18 protein-coding genes and 1 tRNA gene are annotated in these 16,770 nt (G+C 63.9%); 6 read left to right on the top strand and 13 right to left on the bottom strand.

Annotated features, from left to right (window positions below; translation table 11 throughout):
• Nucleotide 1: 1 nt before the first annotated feature.
• Both ubiB and ubiE read right to left on the bottom strand, forming a co-directional pair.
• Nucleotides 2-1,576, bottom strand: a complete 1,575-nt coding sequence (gene ubiB / locus FJ418_RS19405) for a 2-polyprenylphenol 6-hydroxylase (RefSeq protein WP_140868291.1) — start codon at nucleotides 1,574-1,576, stop codon at nucleotides 2-4.
• 43 nt (nucleotides 1,577-1,619) lie between these two features.
• Nucleotides 1,620-2,396 (bottom strand): bifunctional demethylmenaquinone methyltransferase/2-methoxy-6-polyprenyl-1,4-benzoquinol methylase UbiE, encoded by a 777-nt coding sequence (gene ubiE, locus FJ418_RS19400; RefSeq protein WP_140868288.1) that lies wholly within the window; start codon nucleotides 2,394-2,396, stop codon nucleotides 1,620-1,622.
• A 168-nt stretch (nucleotides 2,397-2,564) separates the two neighbouring features.
• On the opposite strand from ubiE, the gene FJ418_RS19395 reads away from it, so the two are divergent.
• From FJ418_RS19395 to FJ418_RS19385, 3 genes are all read left to right on the top strand, one after another.
• Entirely contained in the window at nucleotides 2,565-3,539 is a 975-nt protein-coding gene (locus tag FJ418_RS19395) for an adenosine deaminase (protein WP_140868282.1), read from the top strand.
• 156 nt (nucleotides 3,540-3,695) lie between these two features.
• Nucleotides 3,696-4,325, top strand: a complete 630-nt coding sequence (upp, locus tag FJ418_RS19390) for a uracil phosphoribosyltransferase (protein WP_027165262.1) — start codon at nucleotides 3,696-3,698, stop codon at nucleotides 4,323-4,325.
• Nucleotides 4,326-4,431: 106 nt separating this feature from the next.
• Nucleotides 4,432-4,998, top strand: a complete 567-nt coding sequence (locus FJ418_RS19385; protein WP_140642428.1) for a TIGR02281 family clan AA aspartic protease — start codon at nucleotides 4,432-4,434, stop codon at nucleotides 4,996-4,998.
• 6 nt (nucleotides 4,999-5,004) lie between these two features.
• Here the strand turns inward: FJ418_RS19385 and deoA are convergent, their stop codons facing one another.
• The 6 genes from deoA to FJ418_RS19355 form a co-directional block, all read right to left on the bottom strand.
• Nucleotides 5,005-6,321, bottom strand: a complete 1,317-nt coding sequence (deoA, locus tag FJ418_RS19380) for a thymidine phosphorylase (protein ID WP_140868279.1) — start codon at nucleotides 6,319-6,321, stop codon at nucleotides 5,005-5,007.
• Nucleotides 6,321-7,124, bottom strand: coding sequence for a purine-nucleoside phosphorylase (locus tag FJ418_RS19375; RefSeq protein WP_140868277.1), 804 nt, complete (start codon nucleotides 7,122-7,124; stop codon nucleotides 6,321-6,323). Before FJ418_RS19375 ends, deoA begins: the two co-directional genes overlap by 1 nt.
• Before the next feature lie 13 nt (nucleotides 7,125-7,137).
• A complete protein-coding gene (gene cdd, locus FJ418_RS19370; RefSeq protein WP_095766692.1) occupies nucleotides 7,138-7,530 on the bottom strand; it encodes a cytidine deaminase in 393 nt (130 codons plus the stop codon).
• A gap of 61 nt (nucleotides 7,531-7,591) precedes the next feature.
• Entirely contained in the window at nucleotides 7,592-8,563 is a 972-nt protein-coding gene (locus FJ418_RS19365; protein WP_140642435.1) for an ABC transporter permease, read from the bottom strand.
• A 1-nt stretch (nucleotide 8,564) separates the two neighbouring features.
• Nucleotides 8,565-9,704, bottom strand: a complete 1,140-nt coding sequence (locus tag FJ418_RS19360) for an ABC transporter permease (RefSeq protein ID WP_140642438.1) — start codon at nucleotides 9,702-9,704, stop codon at nucleotides 8,565-8,567.
• The gene (locus FJ418_RS19355; RefSeq protein ID WP_140651393.1) at nucleotides 9,701-11,233 is read right to left on the bottom strand and encodes an ABC transporter ATP-binding protein; all 1,533 of its coding nucleotides are present in this window, start codon (nucleotides 11,231-11,233) and stop codon (nucleotides 9,701-9,703) included. Before FJ418_RS19355 ends, FJ418_RS19360 begins: the two co-directional genes overlap by 4 nt.
• Nucleotides 11,234-11,490: 257 nt before the next feature.
• Between FJ418_RS19355 and FJ418_RS19350 the strand changes: the two genes are divergently transcribed.
• Nucleotides 11,491-11,700 (top strand): SlyX family protein, encoded by a 210-nt coding sequence (locus FJ418_RS19350; RefSeq protein WP_140642442.1) that lies wholly within the window; start codon nucleotides 11,491-11,493, stop codon nucleotides 11,698-11,700.
• A 22-nt stretch (nucleotides 11,701-11,722) separates the two neighbouring features.
• Nucleotides 11,723-12,130: a hypothetical protein gene (locus tag FJ418_RS19345; protein WP_140868275.1), complete on the top strand. Its 408-nt coding sequence runs from the start codon at nucleotides 11,723-11,725 to the stop codon at nucleotides 12,128-12,130.
• Nucleotides 12,131-12,199: 69 nt separating this feature from the next.
• Here the strand turns inward: FJ418_RS19345 and FJ418_RS19340 are convergent, their stop codons facing one another.
• From FJ418_RS19340 to FJ418_RS19325, 4 genes are all read right to left on the bottom strand, one after another.
• On the bottom strand, nucleotides 12,200-12,658 hold the full coding sequence (locus FJ418_RS19340) for a GNAT family N-acetyltransferase (protein WP_140868271.1): 459 nt from the start codon (nucleotides 12,656-12,658) through the stop codon (nucleotides 12,200-12,202).
• 156 nt (nucleotides 12,659-12,814) lie between these two features.
• The gene (locus tag FJ418_RS19335) at nucleotides 12,815-13,804 is read right to left on the bottom strand and encodes a BMP family ABC transporter substrate-binding protein (protein WP_140859165.1); all 990 of its coding nucleotides are present in this window, start codon (nucleotides 13,802-13,804) and stop codon (nucleotides 12,815-12,817) included.
• Nucleotides 13,805-14,061: 257 nt separating this feature from the next.
• Nucleotides 14,062-14,388, bottom strand: a complete 327-nt coding sequence (locus tag FJ418_RS19330) for a hypothetical protein (protein ID WP_140642450.1) — start codon at nucleotides 14,386-14,388, stop codon at nucleotides 14,062-14,064.
• Between the two features lie 84 nt (nucleotides 14,389-14,472).
• The gene (locus FJ418_RS19325) at nucleotides 14,473-15,168 is read right to left on the bottom strand and encodes a DUF2569 family protein (RefSeq protein WP_140868269.1); all 696 of its coding nucleotides are present in this window, start codon (nucleotides 15,166-15,168) and stop codon (nucleotides 14,473-14,475) included.
• Nucleotides 15,169-15,605: 437 nt separating this feature from the next.
• On the opposite strand from FJ418_RS19325, the gene FJ418_RS19320 reads away from it, so the two are divergent.
• Nucleotides 15,606-15,695, top strand: a tRNA-Ser gene (locus FJ418_RS19320).
• Nucleotides 15,696-15,942: 247 nt separating this feature from the next.
• On the opposite strand, the gene FJ418_RS19315 is transcribed toward FJ418_RS19320, so the two are convergent.
• Nucleotides 15,943-16,566 (bottom strand): TetR/AcrR family transcriptional regulator, encoded by a 624-nt coding sequence (locus tag FJ418_RS19315; RefSeq protein WP_140868267.1) that lies wholly within the window; start codon nucleotides 16,564-16,566, stop codon nucleotides 15,943-15,945.
• Between the last annotated feature and the right edge of the window lie 204 nt (nucleotides 16,567-16,770).

Genomic DNA, 16,770 nt, shown 5'->3' with positions numbered 1-16,770 from the left:
ATCACAGCAATTTCCAGGCGATGTAGATCAGCGTCAGCGCGATCACCCATAGCGCCACGCGGCCGGAGCGGGTGTGGCGCGCTTCGGCCTTGCCGATGGCGCGGGCCGTCGCTTCGTCGAAGCGCAGGCCGTTCTCGGCCATCAGGTCGATCTCGCGCGACAGCCGGTCGGTACGGGCGGCAAGGTCCGGCGCCTGCCGTGCCAGCGTCAATAGCGCCTTGGCGCCGTCGCGCGCGTCGGTGAGCATGCCGCGCGGGCCGAGATTGCCCGCGATCCAGTCGCTGACCACAGGCTCGGAAGTCTTCCACATGTTGAAGGCCGGATCGAGCGTGCGGGCGACGCCTTCGACCACCACCATGGTCTTTTGCAAAAGCACCAACTCGGTCCGCGTCGCCATATCGAACAACTCGGTGACTTCGAACAGCAGCGTCAGCAACTTCGCCATCGAAATGGTCTCGGCCGACTGGCCGTGGATCGGCTCACCGATGGCGCGGATCGCCTGCGCGAAGGCCGAGACATTGTGCTGACGCGGCACGTAGCCCGCCTCGAAATGCACCTCGGCGACGCGCTGATAGTCGCGCACGATGAAGCCGTAGAGGATTTCGGCGAGGAAGCGCCGCTCCTTCTTGCCGAGCCGGCCTGCAATGCCGAGATCGACGGCGACGATGGTGCCGTTGGCTTCGACGAACAGGTTGCCCGGATGCATGTCGGCATGGAAGAAGCCGTCGCGCAGCGTGTGCCTGAGGAACGACTGGACCAGATTGGCGGCGATCGCCTTGAGGTTATGACCGGCATTGGCAAGGCCGGCGATGTCGTTCATCTTGGTGCCGTCGATCCACTCCATGGTGAGCACGTCGCGGCCGGTGCGCTCCCAGTCAACCGCGGGCACGCGAAAGCCCGGATCGTCCTTGGTGTTCTCGCCGAGTTCCGAAAGCGCGGCCGCCTCGAGCCTCAAGTCCATCTCGACCTTGGTGGTCTGCGCCAGCGTCTGGGTCACCTCGACCGGACGCAGCCGGCGCGAGGAGGGGATGTATCTCTCCTGCAGGTGGGCCGCGAGGAAATAGCTTTCGAGATCCTGGAAGAAGCGGCGCCGCACCCCGGGGCGGATGACTTTCACGGCGACGCGCGACGTCGCTCCGTCACGAGCCACGTCGGCGCCATGCACCTGCGCGATCGAGGCGGCGGCAACGGGATCCCCGAAGCTCGAGTAGAGATCGTCTATTCTGCGCCCGAGCGAGGCTTCGATCGCATGGACCGCTTCCGCTTTCGGGAAGGTGTGCATCTTGTCCTGCAACAGCGCGAGGTCGAGCGCCATGTCGTTGCCGACGACATCGGGCCGCGTCGCCAGGAACTGGCCGAGCTTGACGTAGGAAGGTCCAAGCCGCACCACCGCCCGCGCCAGCCGGTCGCCGCGCTGATAGCTCAGCGCCCGGCGGCGGGTAAAAAGCCGCGCCACGCGCCAGCCGAATTTCGGCATGCCGGACAGTTCTTCGCCAGGCAACGCCGCGACGACGCCCTCGCGGACCAGCACCCAGCCGGCCCTGGCGAGCCGAAAGGCGGCGGCGACGCTGCTCATAGCCCTGCCTGTGTCAAAGGGGCCTGCTGCAAGGGGCCGCGCCTCAAAGCTTCCAGCCGGAATGAAGGGCGGCGATGCCGCCCGAATAGTTGCGGAACGTGACGCGGTCGAAGCCGGCGCGGCTAATCATCGACGCGAAATTCTGCTGGTTGGGGAATTTGCGGATGGATTCGACAAGGTAGGAATAGGGCTCGCCATCGCCGGTGACCGCCTTGCCGATCCTGGGGATCGCATTGAACGACCAGGCCTCATAGGCCTTGTCGAGCAGCGGCATGTCGACCTCGGAGAATTCGAGGCACAGCAATCGCCCACCCCGCTTCAGCACGCGATAGGCTTCACCAAGGGCGACTTCGATGCGCGGCACGTTGCGAATGCCGAACGCGATCGTATAGGCGTCGAAGGACTCATCATTGAAAGGCAATTCCTCGGCATTGGCCTCGACAAAGTCGGTGTTTGCCGCAAGGCCCTGCTTCTCGGCGCGGTCGCGGCCGACGGCCAGCATCGAGCCATTGATGTCGAGCACCGTGGCATGGGCCTGTCGCTGACTGGCCTCGACGATGCGGAAGGCGATATCGCCGGTGCCCCCGGCAACGTCGAGCACCCTCCAACCCACCTTTTTGGGAGGGTTCAGCCAGGCGACCATCGCGTCCTTCCACAACCGGTGCAACCCAGCCGACATCAGATCGTTCATCAGATCGTATCGATTGGCCACCTTGTGGAAGACGTCGTTGACGAGGGGCTGCTTCTCGCCTTCGCCGACCCTCCTGAAACCATAGGAGGTTTCCATGCCGCCCGCGGCCGTGGTTCTCTCAACTGACATTATTTTGATCCGTCATAAAACCGGCGGGACCATAGCCGATCGATGGTGCCGACGCTATTGTCCAAGGCGCGGTTTTCGGCCGCGCCTTCAAAACCCGGCAGGGAAAGGTCACGCATGATTTTCCAGCCAGAATCTGCGCGAGAGCAGCATATCGGACGAGATGACCGCATGATTTTGAAGGCCGAACTGCATTGCCACATCGAAGGGGCGGCGGCGCCCGAGCTCGTCGTCAGCCAGGCCCGCAAATATGGCAAGGACCCTTCCCCCTATATCCAGGAAGGCTCCTTCGTCTGGCACGATTTCACCTCGTTTCTGGCCGCCTACGATTTCGCTTCCGACCTGTTTCGCACCGAAGAGGACTATGCGCGCCTCGCCGACTATTACCTGACCAGCCTTGCCCGCGACGGCGCCATCTATTCCGAGGTTTTCACCTCGCCGGACCATGCCAAAAAGGCCGGGCTGTCGCCGAAAGCCTATACGGACGCGCTGGGCGAAGGCATGACGCGCGCCAAGGCCAAGACCGGCATCGAGGGCCGCATGATCGTCACCGGCGTGCGCCATGTCGGGGTCGAGGCGATCGAGCAGGCGGCGCGCTTCGCGGCGCGCTGCGGCCATCCGCTGGTGACCGGCTTCGGCGTCGCCGGCGACGAGCGCATCGGCGATGTCGAGGACTATGTGCGCGCCTTCGAGATCGCGCGCGAGGCGGGCCTCGGCATCACCATCCATGCCGGCGAGCTGATGGGCTGGGAAAGTGTCAAGGCGGCCCTCGACCACATCCGCCCGTCACGCATCGGCCATGGCGTTCGCGCCATCGAAAACCCGGATCTCGTCCGCCGCATCGCCGCCGAGGGCGTGGTGCTGGAATGCTGCCCGGGCTCCAACATCGCGCTGAAGGTGTTCGGCAGCTTCGCCGACCATCCCTTTCCGGCGCTGCGCGCCGCCGGCTGCAAGGTGACGCTCAACTCCGACGACCCGCCCTATTTCTGGACCTCGCTGAAGCGCGAATACGATATCGCGGCCGAGCATTTCGCCATGAACGACAAGGCGCTCGCAGAGATCACCAGGACGGCCATCGAGGCGGCCTTCGTGGACAAGAAGACCAAGGTGATGCTGTTAGGCCGGTTGGACGTGAAGGTGCGGTGAGTGAGTAGGGAGTAGTCGGTAGTCAGTAGTTATGGATTTGGCCGAGCGCGCATAGATCGGTTGAAGGCCAGAGCTTTCCCCGAGGCGAGGACTCGCAAATCGGCTCACTATTCACTACTCACTACTGACTACTACCCGAACCAGTCGGAGCACATCATGCAGGGCGTCACCGTCGTCGACCACCCCCTCGTCCAGCACAAGCTGACCATCATGCGCAAGAAGGAGACCTCCACGGCAGGTTTCCGGCGGCTGCTGCGCGAGATTTCACTTCTGCTCGGCTATGAGGTGACCCGCAATCTCGAACTGACCACGACCATGATCGAGACGCCAATCGAGGAGATGGAGGCGCCGACGCTGGAAGGCAAGAAGCTGGTCTTCGCCTCGGTGCTGCGCGCCGGCAACGGCCTGCTCGAAGGCCTGCTCGACCTGGTGCCGGCGGCACGCGTCGCCCATATCGGCCTCTACCGCGACCATGAGACGCTGGAAGCGGTCGAGTATTTCTTCAAGGCGCCGAGCGATCTCGCCGACCGCCTGGTGATCGTCGTCGATCCGATGCTGGCGACCGCCAATTCCGCGATCGCCGCGATCGACAAGCTCAAGGGCCGCGGCGCCACCAACATCCGCTTCCTCTGCCTGCTTGCCGCCCCCGAAGGCATCGAGCGCTTCACCAAGGCGCATCCGGACGTGCCGATCTTCACCGCCTCGATAGACCGGCAGTTGAATGACAAGGGCTACATCATGCCCGGCCTCGGCGACGCCGGCGACCGCATGTACGGCACAAAATGAGCGCATCCGTTTACCACGCGTTTACACAACCGCGCGGTTCCGGCGCACGTTAAGGCGGAAAACACCACGTCGGCGCAAGGATGCGACCTCGATTTAAGGGGCATCCATGCTGCGCAAGCTTCTTATCCTTGGCATCTTTGCCGGAACCTCGGCTTCGATTCCGATCGTCTATCAGGCGAATCCGCATCTGGTGGACGGCTTGTTGAAATCGACCGTCGCCTCGCAGCCGGCTGCGCCGAAGGCAGAGCCGCAGGTCAATCTCGCTTCGGTCCCAGACAAGCCGGCGACGCCAATGCCGCTCGGCCGCCAGGTGCTGGTCAATGCCGACGGGCGCGGTCACTTCACGTCGCAGTTCAAGCTCAACGGCCGCCAGATCGACGGCATGATCGACACCGGCGCGACGCTGGTCGCCATCAACACCTCGACCGCCCGCAGGATCGGCATCTCGCTCAACCCGTCCGACTTCAATCGCCAGGTGAACACCGCCAACGGGGCGATCAAGGCCGCCGTGGTGACGGTCGATCGCCTGCAGATCGGCAAGATATCGGTCGACAACGTCCAGGCGATGGTGCTCGACGACAGGGCGCTGCAGACCAACCTGATCGGCATGAGCTTCCTGCAGCGCCTGCAGAAATACCAGGTCCAGGATGGCTCGCTGCTGCTCGTTCAGTAAGGCCGATCAGCGAGGCAATATCCGCCTGAGCACGGTCTTGTCGGCTGGCGGCTTGGAACCCCCGATCGTATAGGCGGCACGCACGGCGGCCGCTGCTGCCCCGGCCTGGGCGTCGGTGCGGGCATGCACCAGCGCCAGGGCCTCGCCCGGGCGCGCCTCGGCGCCGACCGGCAACAGCCTGGTCAGACCGACGGCATGATCGATCTTGTCGTCGGGACGGGAACGCCCGCCACCGAGCGTGACGACGGCAAGCCCGATATCGCGCGTGGCGATGCCGGTCACGAACCCGTCCTGTTCCGTTTTCACGGCCAATTCGACCGGCGCTGTCGGCAGATACTTTTCCGGTTTCTCGATGAAATCGCCGGGGCCGCCAAGCACCGCCACCATTCGCGCGAAGACGGCTGCCGCACGGCCTCCGGCAAGCGCCTCGGTGGCGCGCCTGATACCGTCCTGATGAGACGAGACGAGCCCCGCCGACTGCAGCATCTCGGCCGCCAGCGCCAGCGTAACATCCTCCAGCCGGCGGTCGCGATATCGGCCGGTGAGGAAATCGACGGCATTTCGCACCTCGACCGCGTTGCCGGCCGCCGAAGCCAGCGGCTCGTTCATGCCCGTCACCAGCGCGGATGCATTCAGGCCGGCGCCATTGGCGACCTCGACCAGGCTGTTCGCCAGCGCGACCGCATCGCGCGACTTTTCCATGAAGGCGCCGTTGCCGACCTTGACGTCGAGCACCAGCGAGCCCAAGCCCGCGGCAAGCTTCTTCGACAGGATCGAGGCGGTGATCAGCGGGACCGATTCGACGGTTCCCGTCACGTCGCGGATCGTGTAGAGCCTGCGGTCGGCGGGTGCCAAATCGGCGGTCTGGCCGATGATGGCGCAACCAGTCTCGAGCACCGTCTTGCGGAAAAGCGCCACGTCCGGCTGGCTGGCATAGCCAGGGATGGCATCCATCTTGTCCAGCGTGCCGCCGGTGTGGCCGAGGCCGCGCCCCGAGATCATCGGCACATAGGCGCCGCAGGCGGCGACGATCGGCGCCAGCATCAGCGAGACATTGTCGCCGACGCCGCCGGTCGAATGCTTGTCGGTGACCGGCCCCGGCAGGTCGGACCAGTCGAGCACGTCGCCGGAATCGCGCATGGCGAGCGTCAGCGCCACCGCCTCCTCGCGGCTCATGCCGTTGAGGAACACGGCCATGGCGAAAGCGCCGACCTGGCCCTCGGAGATGGTGCCGGCTGTCAGCCCTGCGACGAAGGCCGCGATCTCGTCGGCCGAGAGTCTGTGGCCGTCGCGCTTGCGGCGGATGATCTCCTGCGGCAGCATCAGTCGGGCAAGCCGTCCTGGAAGACGCGCCGCAGGATCGTCGCCAGCCGCGCGCCACCGACCGGCGCCATGTCCTTGGTTTCCTGGTGCGAGAGCTCTGCTCCCGTCATGCCGGCCGCCAGGTTGGTGATCACCGAGCAGGCGGCCACTTTCAGACCCAGGAACCGGGCGAGGATGACCTCCGGCACGGTCGACATGCCGACCGCCGTCGCGCCCATGACGCGCGCCATGCGGATCTCGGCCGGCGTCTCGAAGCAGGGTCCGGAAAACCACATATAGACGCCCTGGTGCAATGCCGTGCCGGTCGCCTTCGCCGCCTTCTCGATCGCGCCACGCAAGCCGGCATCGTAGGCCTCGGTGAGACCGACGAAGCGGCGGTCGCTCGGCTCGCCGATCAACGGGTTGGAGCCGGAGAAATTGATGTGGTCGGTGATCAGCATCACCGAGCCCGGCCCTATTTCAGGATCGACGGAGCCGGCGGCATTGGTGAGGATCAAATGCGAGATGCCGATGCCAGCAAGCACCTCCAGCGCCGGCCGCATCGCCGCGGCATTGCCATGCTCGTAATAATGCGCGCGCCCCGACAGCATCAGCACCGGCGTGCCGGCGAAATACCCGGCAACCACCTCGCCGGCATGGCCGGAAACACCGCTGCGCGGGAAGCCCGGCAGTTCGGCATAGGAGATGCGCCTGGCATGCTTGACCTGGCCGACCAGACCGCCAAGGCCCGAGCCCAGCACAAGCGCGGCCGCGGGCGCCAGCCCGTCCAGCTTCTCGACCAGATGGTCCAGCGCTTCCTTCATTTCAACCCGCTCTTCATTTCAAGATGTCGCCCCTGAAGCCGTAAGGCAGCATGTCGCCCATGGTCACGGTCTCGGCCACGCCGGCGTTGTCGCACAGATAGAGCTTCGTGTCCGGCCGGCAGAATTCCGCCAGCCGTTGCCGGCAGCCGCCGCAGGGCGAGCATTTGGCCATGCGTTCGGCAATCACCGCGATCTCGACGATCCTGCCGCCGCCGCCCATGATGTAGTGGCCGAGCGCCGTCGTCTCGGCGCACCAGCCTTCCGGATAGGACGCCACCTCGATGTTGGCGCCGGTGAAGACGCGCCCGTCCTCGGTGCGCAACGCCGCACCCACCGGGAATTTCGAATAGGGCGCGTAGGCCTTGGCCATCGCCGTCTTCGCCGCCTCGAACAGATCATGCGACATCCGGTTCTTCTCTCCCATGATCTTGTTCAAATGCCGGTCGCCGCCGGACGAAAATCCAACCTCAGCGTTCCTTGACATAAGGCACGCCGCCGGCGCGCGGCGGGATCGCCTTGCCGATGAAGCCGGCGAGCAGGATGACGGTCAGCACATAGGGCAGCGCCTGCATGAACTGTGCCGGAACCTTGCCGACAATAGGCAGCGGCGAGCCCTGCAGGCGGATCGATGCCGCGTCGAGAAAGCCGAACAGAAGGCAGGCGAACATGGCGTTGACCGGCTTCCATTTGGCGAAGATCAGCGCGGCAAGCGCGATATAGCCCTTGCCCGCGGTCATGTCTTTCACGAAACCGCCATTCTGCACCATGGAAAGATAGGCGCCCGCGACGCCGGTAAGCACGCCGGTGCAGATCAGCGCCCTATAGCGCAGCCACGCGACCGAGATGCCGGCGGTGTCGACGGCGGCCGGATTTTCGCCGACGGCGCGCATCCTCAGCCCGAAGCGGGTGCGAAACAGCACCCACCAGGTGAACGGCACCATGGCGAAGGCGAAGTAGACCAGGATCGAGTGGCCGGAGATCAGCTCGGCATAGATCGGGCCGATGATCGGCACGTCCTTGATCGCGTCGGCGCCGGGCCAGGTGATCGCTGCGAAGCGTTCGCCCGGCTGCAGCGCCGGCGTGCGCCCGCCCTGCTGGAACCAGGCCTGGCCGAGGATGATGGTCGATCCGGCGGCGATGAAGTTGATGGCCACGCCGGACACGATCTGGTTGCCGCGATGCGTGATCGAGGCGAAGCCGTGCACCAGGGCGAATGCAACCGAGATCAGCACCGCCATGCCGAGGCCGATCAGCGCCGAATGGAAGACGGCGGCGGCCGAAGCGCCGGCAAAGGCGCCGACCAGCATCTTGCCTTCGAGCCCGATGTCGAAGATGCCGGCTCGTTCCGAATAGAGGCCCGCCAGGCAGGCGAGCAGCAGCGGCACCGAAAGGCGGATGGTCGAATCCAGCACCTGGACGATGGCGTTGAAAATGTCCATCTCAGGCCCCCTTCCCGTTCACTGCCTGCATGCCGACCGATTTCGGACTGACCGAGGCGAACAGCGCCTGGATGTAGGGCCTGAACATGTGTTCCAGCGCGCCGGCGAAGAGAATGACCAAACCCTGGATGATGACGATCATGTCGCGGCTGATCGCCGGCATCTCGAAGGCGAGCTCGGCGCCGCCCTGGTAGAGCATGCCGAACAGGATCGCCGCCAGCACGATGCCGACCGGATGCAGCCTGCCCATCAGCGCGACCGCGATGCCGACATAGCCGGCGCCGGACACGAAATCGATCGCGACATTGTGCTGGTCGCCCATGACAGGGTTGAGCGCCATCATGCCGGCCAGCGCGCCCGAGATCATCATCGCGGTGATGATGATGCGGGTTTCCGAAATGCCGGCGTAGCGCGCCGCCTTCGGGCTGTGGCCATAGGTGCGCATCTCGTAGCCGAGCCTCGTGCGCCAGATCAAAAGCCAGACAAGGAAAGCCATGACCAGTGCCAGCAGGAAGCAGATGTTGAGCGGCGCCGAACGGATCTTGGCACCGAACAATTCGATGATCCAGTTGAGCTTCGGCAGTTCGGCGCCGGCGAGGAAATTGCGCGTCTGCGGCGCCTGCGAGCCGGCCGGCTTCAGCGCGCCGACCAGCAGGTAGACCATCACCGAGGCGGCGATGAAATTGAACATGATGGTGGTGATGACGATGTGCGAGCCGCGCTTGGCCTGCAGATAGGCCGGGATCAGCCCCCACAGCGCGCCGAAGGCAGCAGCGGCGACGATCGCGATTGGAAAGATCACCCACCAGGGCAGCACGCTGTCGAGGCTCAGGCAAACAAGCGCGATGCCGAGGCCGCCTATATAGGCCTGCCCCTCGGTGCCGATGTTGAACAGGCTGCAATGCGCCGCTACCGCCACGGAAAGTCCGGTGAAGATGAAGGTCGTGGCGTAAAACAAAGTGAAGGCGATGCCCGTGCCCTTGCCGAAGGCGCCCTCGACCAGGATGACGGCGGCGCGGAACGGGTTTTCGCCGACCAGCATGACGACGAAGCCGGCGACGATGAAGGCGACCGACAGGTTGATCAACGGAATCAATCCATAATCGGCCCAGGCCGGCAATTTGGCGTAAGGCGTGCTCATTCGGCGGCCTCCTGGTGCTCGACGCCGGCCATCAATAGGCCAAGCTCGCCTTCGGTCGCGTCCGGGCCGCGCTCGCCGACGACACGGCCGGCAAACATCACCAGGATGCGGTCGGAGAGCGAGCGGATCTCGTCGAGCTCGACCGAGACCACCAGCACCGCCTTGCCCTGGTCGCGCATGGCGATCAGCCGCTTGTGGATGAATTCGATGGCGCCGACATCGACGCCGCGCGTCGGCTGGCCGACGATCAGCACGCCGGGATCCTGCTCCATCTCCCTGGCCAGCACGATCTTCTGCTGGTTGCCGCCGGAGAAGTTCGCCGTCTTCAGCCGCGGATTGCTTGGACGGATGTCGTATTTTTCGATCTTGTCCTTGGCATCGGCCATGATGGCATCGATGTCGAGGAACGGCCCCTTCAAATAGCGCTCGTCGTCGTGATAGCCGAGGATCGAGTTCTCGTTTTCCTCGAAGGCGAGCACCAGTCCGACATGGTGACGGTCTTCCGGCACATGGGCGAGTCCGCGGTCGCGTAGTTCGCCGGGATCGGCCTTGCCGGTGAGGTCGATCGGCTTGCCGTCGAGCATCACCTCGCCGGAGACCGCATGCCGGATGCCGGAGATCGCCTCGAGCAGCTCGGACTGGCCGTTGCCGGCAACGCCGGCGATGCCGACGATCTCGCCGCCGCGCACGTCGAAGGAGACATTGTCGACCATGGTGACGCCGCGCGAATCCTTGACCGTCAGGTTCTTGACTGAGAGTTTTACCGCGCCGGCTTCCGACTGGCCCTTCTCGACCCTGAGCAACACCCGCCGGCCGACCATCAGTTCGGCCAATTCGCCGACCGTGGTTTCCTTCGTCACCCGGGTCGCCACCATCGTGCCTTGGCGCATCACCGACACCGTGTCGGTGATCGCCATGATCTCGCGCAGCTTGTGCGTGATGAGCACGATGGTTTTGCCCTGCTCCTTCAATTGCTTGAGGATGCGGAAAAGGTGATCGGCCTCAGCCGGGGTCAACACGCCCGTCGGCTCGTCGAGGATCAGGATCTCGGCGCCGCGATAGAGCGCCTTGAGGATTTCGACGCGCTGCTGCAGGCCGACCGGCAGCTCTTCGATGACGGCGTCGGGATCGACCTCGAGGCCGTATTCGCGCTCCAGCCGGTCAAGCTCCGAGCGCGCCTTGGCGATGCTGCTCTTCAACAGCGCATCGTTTTCGGCGCCGAGGATGATGTTCTCCAGCACCGTGAAATTGTCGACCAGCATGAAATGCTGGTGCACCATGCCGATGCCGAGCGCGATTGCGTCGTTGGAGGTGCTGATCGACACCGGCTTGCCGCCGACGCGGATCTCGCCGCTATCGGCCTGGTAGAAGCCGTAAAGGATCGACATCAGCGTCGACTTGCCGGCGCCGTTCTCGCCGACAATGCCGTGGATCGTGCCGCGCGCGACTTCCAGGTTGATGTCGCGGTTGGCGCGCACCGCGCCAAAGCTCTTGTTGATGCCTATGAGCTCGATTGCGGCTTGCGCCATGCAGCCTGTTCCCACTATTATTTTTTTATCGCTTGGTCAAAATGCCTAGCATGATGCCCCGCTTATGCCAATCGGCCGTTCACTCTCGACAAATCCCCGCGTCCTTGTCAATTTCGAACCTGAGCAGGTTCCGCAAAAGTGTCCCACGGTTTTGCGATCTGAACCTGCGAAAACCAACAGAGCTAAGCAGATATTCGTGGGGCATCCCACGAATATCTGCTTAGCTGGAGGCTTCACATCGCAAGGATCGGTTTTGCATGGCCATGCCTGACGATCGGCTGACGACGTTGGAAATCCGCGCCGCCGAGCAGGAGAAGACCATCGAGGAGCTGTCCGGCCAGATCGCCGAACAGTGGAAGGTGATCGAGCGTATGGAGCGCAAGCTCGCAGCCCTGACCGACCGCTTCCTGGAATTGGAGGAGCAGTCCGCCTCCGATGTGCCGGTGACCAAGCCGCCGCATTGGTGAGGAGCCATGGGGAAAGACGGCCATGTCCAGTGAAAGCGACCGCGTCGCTCGAGCCGGCGATTATGTCTTTGGCTTGATGAACGACAGGGAACGCGCCCGTGCCGAACGCGACCTCGAGATCGATCCCGCCTTTCGCGACACGGTGCTGCGGCTGGCCGAACGCCTGCGCGCCTTCGATCCCGCGGGACCTGAAGCGCGCGGCGATCGCTGGGAACTGGTCACGCAACGCCTTGCCGAACTGCCGCAGATGCAGACGCGGCTGGCTGGCGTCGGCGTCCCGGAGACGGAACCGGCGCCGCCGATGATCCAACGGCTCGAGCGCAAGCCCTACGGCGTCGGCCTGCATTCGCTTGGCGGCAGGCTGGGCTTCGTCATCGCGCTTGCCCTGGTGGCGGCCTTTGCGCTCGGCTATCTCGCCGGCACGCTATAAAAGCAATTCCAGGAAAGTGCGGGCGGTTGGGCTCGGCGGCTTCGTCGTAGCCTTCCGTCCGGAATTGCGTCAAAGCAGAGACTTCGACATCAGAAGCATCGGCGCGCCGTCCTGCTCGAAGGTCTCGACGGCCGTCCATCCAAGCGCCTCGTAGAAGCCGCGCGCCTGCCAGGTATAAAGGTAGAGCGTGCCGATACCGGCAGACGCCGCATGAGCCTCGACGGTTCTGACCAGCGCCGTGCCGACGCCGCCGCCTCGATAGGCTTCCTCGACGATCAATCCGGCCAGCCACGGCGTCAGATCGTGCGGCGAACTGATTTCGTCGCGGACGAGCAGGCAGCTCCCGATCGGCCGGCCGCGGTCGCGGGCGACAAAGGCCGCCTCGAAGCCGTCGCCGGCGATCAGCCCGCGCAGCCCGGCCATGTCCTCGTCGAGTGTCCGATCCGTACCCTCAAAGAAAGCCTCGAGCCGAAGCCGCGCCAGTGGCTCGACGTCGCCTTCGGCCATGGCTTCGATTGCCGGTCGCATCGGGCCGTCTCCAAAACAAAACCGCCGGGCATTGGCCCGGCGGTTCGAACCCCAGAGCAATTCCAGGAAAAGTGCGTAGCGGTTTTCCGTCCGGAATTGCGTGAAAACAAAAGCCGGAGCGGTTCAATCACTGAACCGCTCCGGCTCAGCTGCCGATCAATAGGGGCAGGCGTTGTCGGCGGTGTAGTCGTGCACCTGGACCTTGCCAGCGATGATGTCGGCCTTGGCCTTTTCGACGGCCGCTTTCATCTCATCGGTCACCAGCGCCTTGTTGTTGTCGTCCATGGCGTAGTCCACGCCGCCTTCCTTGAGGCCGAGATTCTCCAGACCACCCTTGAAGGTGCCGTTCTTGCCGTCCATGAAGGTGTTGTAGACGGCGACGTCGACGCGCTTCATCATCGAGGTCAGCACCTTGCCGGGCTGCAGACCGTTCTGGTTGGAATCGACGCCGATGCCGAGCTTGCCGGCATCCGCCGCCGCCTGCAGCACGCCGACGCCGGTGCCGCCGGCAGCGGCATAGACCACGTCGGCGCCCTGGTCGATCTGCGTCTTGGCGATCTCGCCGCCCTTGGCCGGGTCGTTCCAGGCGGCCGGCGTATCGCCGGTCATGTTCTGGATGACATCGGTCGCGCCGGCCGACTTGGCGCCGCCGACATAGCCGCATTCGAACTTGCGGATCAGCGGGATGTCCATGCCGCCGATGAAGCCCACCTTCTTCGACTTCGACGCCATCGCCGCCAGGATGCCGACGAGGTAGGAGCCTTCGTTCTCCTTGAACACCAGCGAGCGGACATTGGGCAGGTCGACGGCATCGTCGATGATGGCGAAGTTGAGGTCGGGATAATCTTTCGCGACCGCTTTCAGCGCGTCCTCCCAGGCAAAGCCCGCCATGACGATCGGGTTGCGGCCGTCCTCGGCGAAGCGGCGCAGCGCCTGTTCGCGCTGCGAGGCGTTGGAGACTTCGAATTCGACATAGGCGACGCCGGTTTCCTTCTTGAACTTCTCGGCGCCGTTATAGGCGGCCTCGTTGAAGGATTTGTCGAACTTGCCGCCCAGATCATAGAGGATGGCCGGCTGCACGTCCGCGGCGAAAGTCGGAAGAACCATTGCGGTTGCGGCCAGAAGGCCGAGAACGATACGTTTCATGTGATCCACACCCTGTCGGTTATTTTTCCGTTTTTGCACCGCCTGCTCGCCCGGTTCTCCGGCGGGCTGGCGAGGCCAGGCAGGAAGTGTTTGACCCTCCCGCTCGCGGTCAATCTGGCACGGCGCGAAACAAAATTCACGTGGAATTTTGACCTGTTGGAAAAAGCGGTTACCGGCGATCCGGCACGTCTCTTAAAAGCAATTCCAGGAAAAGTGTGTTGTGGTTTGCATGCGGAATTGCGTCAGAACAAAAGCCTTCAAGGGCTTGGAGCGAATTCCGCGCCGCGGCGCTTGCGCCGGTAGCCGATCGCGTAGAGCAGGAAGGCAAGCACCGCGAACACCGCGAAACCGGGTTGCGCGAGCACCCAGGCGACCGCGCCGTCCCAGACCAGAGGGTTTGCCTTGGCGCGCACGAAAGTCTCGAAAGCCGCGCGGGTATCGGGCGAGACCGCGAGCCAGCTTGCGTTGAGCGGCGTCATCACCAGCGACGACGCCGCGACCGAGCGTGTCGTGTCGATCACCGCCATGATGACGGCGATCGACAGCGCAACCATGGCTGCCAGCCGAAAGATGAAACGCAACATCGACGCTCTCCCCGGGAAACCTCCCGTCTACCCCGCAATCGACATAGAGCGTGCGTGGTTCCCGCGCAATCGCGGCCCGTGAAATTAGCGAGCCCGCGCCGGCACGCGCCGGTTCACCCGCCGGACGGCGAAAATACCGCCGGCGATCGCGCCGACGATCAGGCCTCCCAGGCCGACAAAAGCCGCGAAAAATCCGCAGGCGCCCTCGAAGCAGCTCATATGCGTCAGGTCCGCGATCAGCGAGCCGGCGAAGAACCCGGCGCAGGCGCCGATCGCGCCGCCAAGGATGATGCCGAGCAGCGCGGCAAGGATCGAGACGAAGACCGGCGGCCGCTCGGTCTCCGGATTGGCGTAGATCGTCTCGGCGCCGGCGCCGTTGCGCAGCAGGTAGATGCAAAGCAGGCCGATGGCGATCTCGGCCACTGTGAAGCCCAACGCTTCGGCCGAGAAGGCGAAGCTGTAAAACACATAGGCCTGGCGCACGAGGAGCCAGATGATGATGGCGATTTGCCAGATCGTGTAATGGCGCGGGAAGCGGGCCGACCGGTTGAAGGCAAGGCCAAGCAGGTACAGCCCCCACAGGATGGTGATGACGCCGCCGGTCAAGCCGCCATAGACCAGGAAGAACACGCTGTCGGGCAGGCTGAAGTCGCCGATCAGCCGCCAGGAGGAGATCAGCCCGTAGGCCGACAGTCCCATGACGATGGCGAGCCACGCCACCGGGATGAAGGACAGGCCGCCGTCCGGCCGCCCCGCGGGTTGCTGGTCGATCGATGCCATGTCGGAACGACGCCCCTCGCCCAAGCAATTCCAGGAAGGCCGGCTGCCGGCTTTCGTCGGGATTGCAAAACCGAACCGGCAATTCCAGGAAAGCCCGCAACCGTTCACCGGGATTGCATGATTAACGGCAGTCGACAGCCGGGCGCAGGCGAAGTCAAGCATCACCGGCGCGCCACCATCGGCCTGTACACATCATTCGAACGCATCGCCCTTCCCCGCCCTTTGCGCCATACACGGCAAAAGCCGCGGCAACGCCAATATGGCTTGGCATTCGCTTTCGGATCGACTAGATGAGCCCCGCGCCTGTTTGCCTAGACGGCTAGCGGTGCCGGGAAGGTTGCCCGCCGGTTGAAGGCACCAGATGTCCGTTGAGGACTTCCCACGGGAGCATCTCCCCAACCCGCGCGGCGAAACCGGCCGACGCGAGATGCTAAGACGGAGAGGTGGCCGAGTGGTTGAAGGCGCACGCCTGGAAAGTGTGTTTACGGGAAACCGTAACGCGGGTTCGAATCCCGCTCTCTCCGCCATAATTTTCCTAATAAATTTAACGATTTCAATAACTTAGATAATTTCTGAGAACACCCACACGGTAGCATGGGCTTCCTTCAGGGAAAATCGAGCAAGGTCGGCAGGTTTCGACGCTCAGCGTCGACGTGATCAGCGTCCTGTCTGGGCCGCAGAACGGAACGTACAGCGTGGTGACGATCGTTTGATCCAAACAGACGCGCCATAAAGCAAAGTCTTCGCGCGTGGCAAACATCGCGGACGGCAATATCATGACCACTTTTTCCAGGCGTTCTGCTGGTCCGACCGCGATGCGCCGAGGGCCCGAAGTACCGACTCGACAGTCTGTTGTGTCAATTCGGGCCTGGTGCCACGATCAAGGATGCCCCGCGTCACCTGCAGCCATATGCCCATCACGATATCTACTGCCAGCTCTGCGTCTCGTATGCTGACACGATCCTGGACTATCGCCTGGGCGATATCCGCCTTGAGGTTCGTCCGGATACCCCGCGCATAGGGGGCGCGCGATTGAGAACTCTGAACGACCAGACGTGCCCAATTCGGGTCCGAGATCGCCTTTTCCAAGAACTTCGTGAAAGCGAAGCATAAACGTTTGACTGGATCGTCCAGTGCGAGGCGCGCGTCCCTCAGCACCGCGTCGAAGCTCTCTCCGAGTTTCTCCCCAACGGCCGCAGCCAGTTCGTCGATGCTCTGGAAGTGGTAGTAGAACGTACCCTTCGCGACGCCGGCTGCCTCCACGACGGCATCGATTGTAATCGACTCGCGGGGCCGTTCGGCCATGAGCATCGTCCCGACGTCCAGGATCAGGGTACGCGTTCTTTCTCGCTTCTCCCGTCCGATTTCCGCCCTGCGCGCCAAATCAATCTTTGCCATCCATTCTGCCTTTTCTTTTTCGTTCGGTCCCAGCATATCAAAGGAGCGGACCGGCAGTTGCCGTTCGAATGCATTTCCCGTGACGTACCGGGAACTCGGCCTGTGGCGCTTTGCACAATAGGCCGCATCCTCGCTCCGATCCTGCGGCTAACTCGCCTCTCCACTCGCCATGCCTTTTTTGCATGGCACGATTGCGCGCCTCTC

It is taken from the genome of Mesorhizobium sp. B2-8-3 (genome assembly GCF_006440815.1).
Taxonomy (GTDB): domain Bacteria; phylum Pseudomonadota; class Alphaproteobacteria; order Rhizobiales; family Rhizobiaceae; genus Mesorhizobium.
This window is presented reverse-complemented; position numbering and strand designations above follow the sequence as displayed.

Excerpts from the sequence above, each read along its gene's own strand:
- ubiB (WP_140868291.1), bottom strand. The coding sequence starts at position 1,576 with ATGAGCAGCGTCGCCGCCGCCTTTCGGCTCGCCAGGGCCGGCTGGGTG.
- ubiE (WP_140868288.1), bottom strand. The coding sequence starts at position 2,396 with ATGTCAGTTGAGAGAACCACGGCCGCGGGCGGCATGGAAACCTCCTAT.
- FJ418_RS19395 (WP_140868282.1), top strand. The coding sequence starts at position 2,565 with ATGATTTTGAAGGCCGAACTGCATTGCCACATCGAAGGGGCGGCGGCG.
- upp (WP_027165262.1), top strand. The coding sequence starts at position 3,696 with ATGCAGGGCGTCACCGTCGTCGACCACCCCCTCGTCCAGCACAAGCTG.
- FJ418_RS19385 (WP_140642428.1), top strand. The coding sequence starts at position 4,432 with ATGCTGCGCAAGCTTCTTATCCTTGGCATCTTTGCCGGAACCTCGGCT.
- deoA (WP_140868279.1), bottom strand. The coding sequence starts at position 6,321 with ATGCTGCCGCAGGAGATCATCCGCCGCAAGCGCGACGGCCACAGACTC.
- FJ418_RS19375 (WP_140868277.1), bottom strand. The coding sequence starts at position 7,124 with ATGAAGGAAGCGCTGGACCATCTGGTCGAGAAGCTGGACGGGCTGGCG.
- cdd (WP_095766692.1), bottom strand. The coding sequence starts at position 7,530 with ATGTCGCATGATCTGTTCGAGGCGGCGAAGACGGCGATGGCCAAGGCC.
- FJ418_RS19365 (WP_140642435.1), bottom strand. The coding sequence starts at position 8,563 with ATGGACATTTTCAACGCCATCGTCCAGGTGCTGGATTCGACCATCCGC.
- FJ418_RS19360 (WP_140642438.1), bottom strand. The coding sequence starts at position 9,704 with ATGAGCACGCCTTACGCCAAATTGCCGGCCTGGGCCGATTATGGATTG.
- FJ418_RS19355 (WP_140651393.1), bottom strand. The coding sequence starts at position 11,233 with ATGGCGCAAGCCGCAATCGAGCTCATAGGCATCAACAAGAGCTTTGGC.
- FJ418_RS19350 (WP_140642442.1), top strand. The coding sequence starts at position 11,491 with ATGGCCATGCCTGACGATCGGCTGACGACGTTGGAAATCCGCGCCGCC.
- FJ418_RS19345 (WP_140868275.1), top strand. The coding sequence starts at position 11,723 with ATGTCCAGTGAAAGCGACCGCGTCGCTCGAGCCGGCGATTATGTCTTT.
- FJ418_RS19340 (WP_140868271.1), bottom strand. The coding sequence starts at position 12,658 with ATGCGACCGGCAATCGAAGCCATGGCCGAAGGCGACGTCGAGCCACTG.
- FJ418_RS19335 (WP_140859165.1), bottom strand. The coding sequence starts at position 13,804 with ATGAAACGTATCGTTCTCGGCCTTCTGGCCGCAACCGCAATGGTTCTT.
- FJ418_RS19330 (WP_140642450.1), bottom strand. The coding sequence starts at position 14,388 with ATGTTGCGTTTCATCTTTCGGCTGGCAGCCATGGTTGCGCTGTCGATC.
- FJ418_RS19325 (WP_140868269.1), bottom strand. The coding sequence starts at position 15,168 with ATGGCATCGATCGACCAGCAACCCGCGGGGCGGCCGGACGGCGGCCTG.
- FJ418_RS19315 (WP_140868267.1), bottom strand. The coding sequence starts at position 16,566 with ATGGCAAAGATTGATTTGGCGCGCAGGGCGGAAATCGGACGGGAGAAG.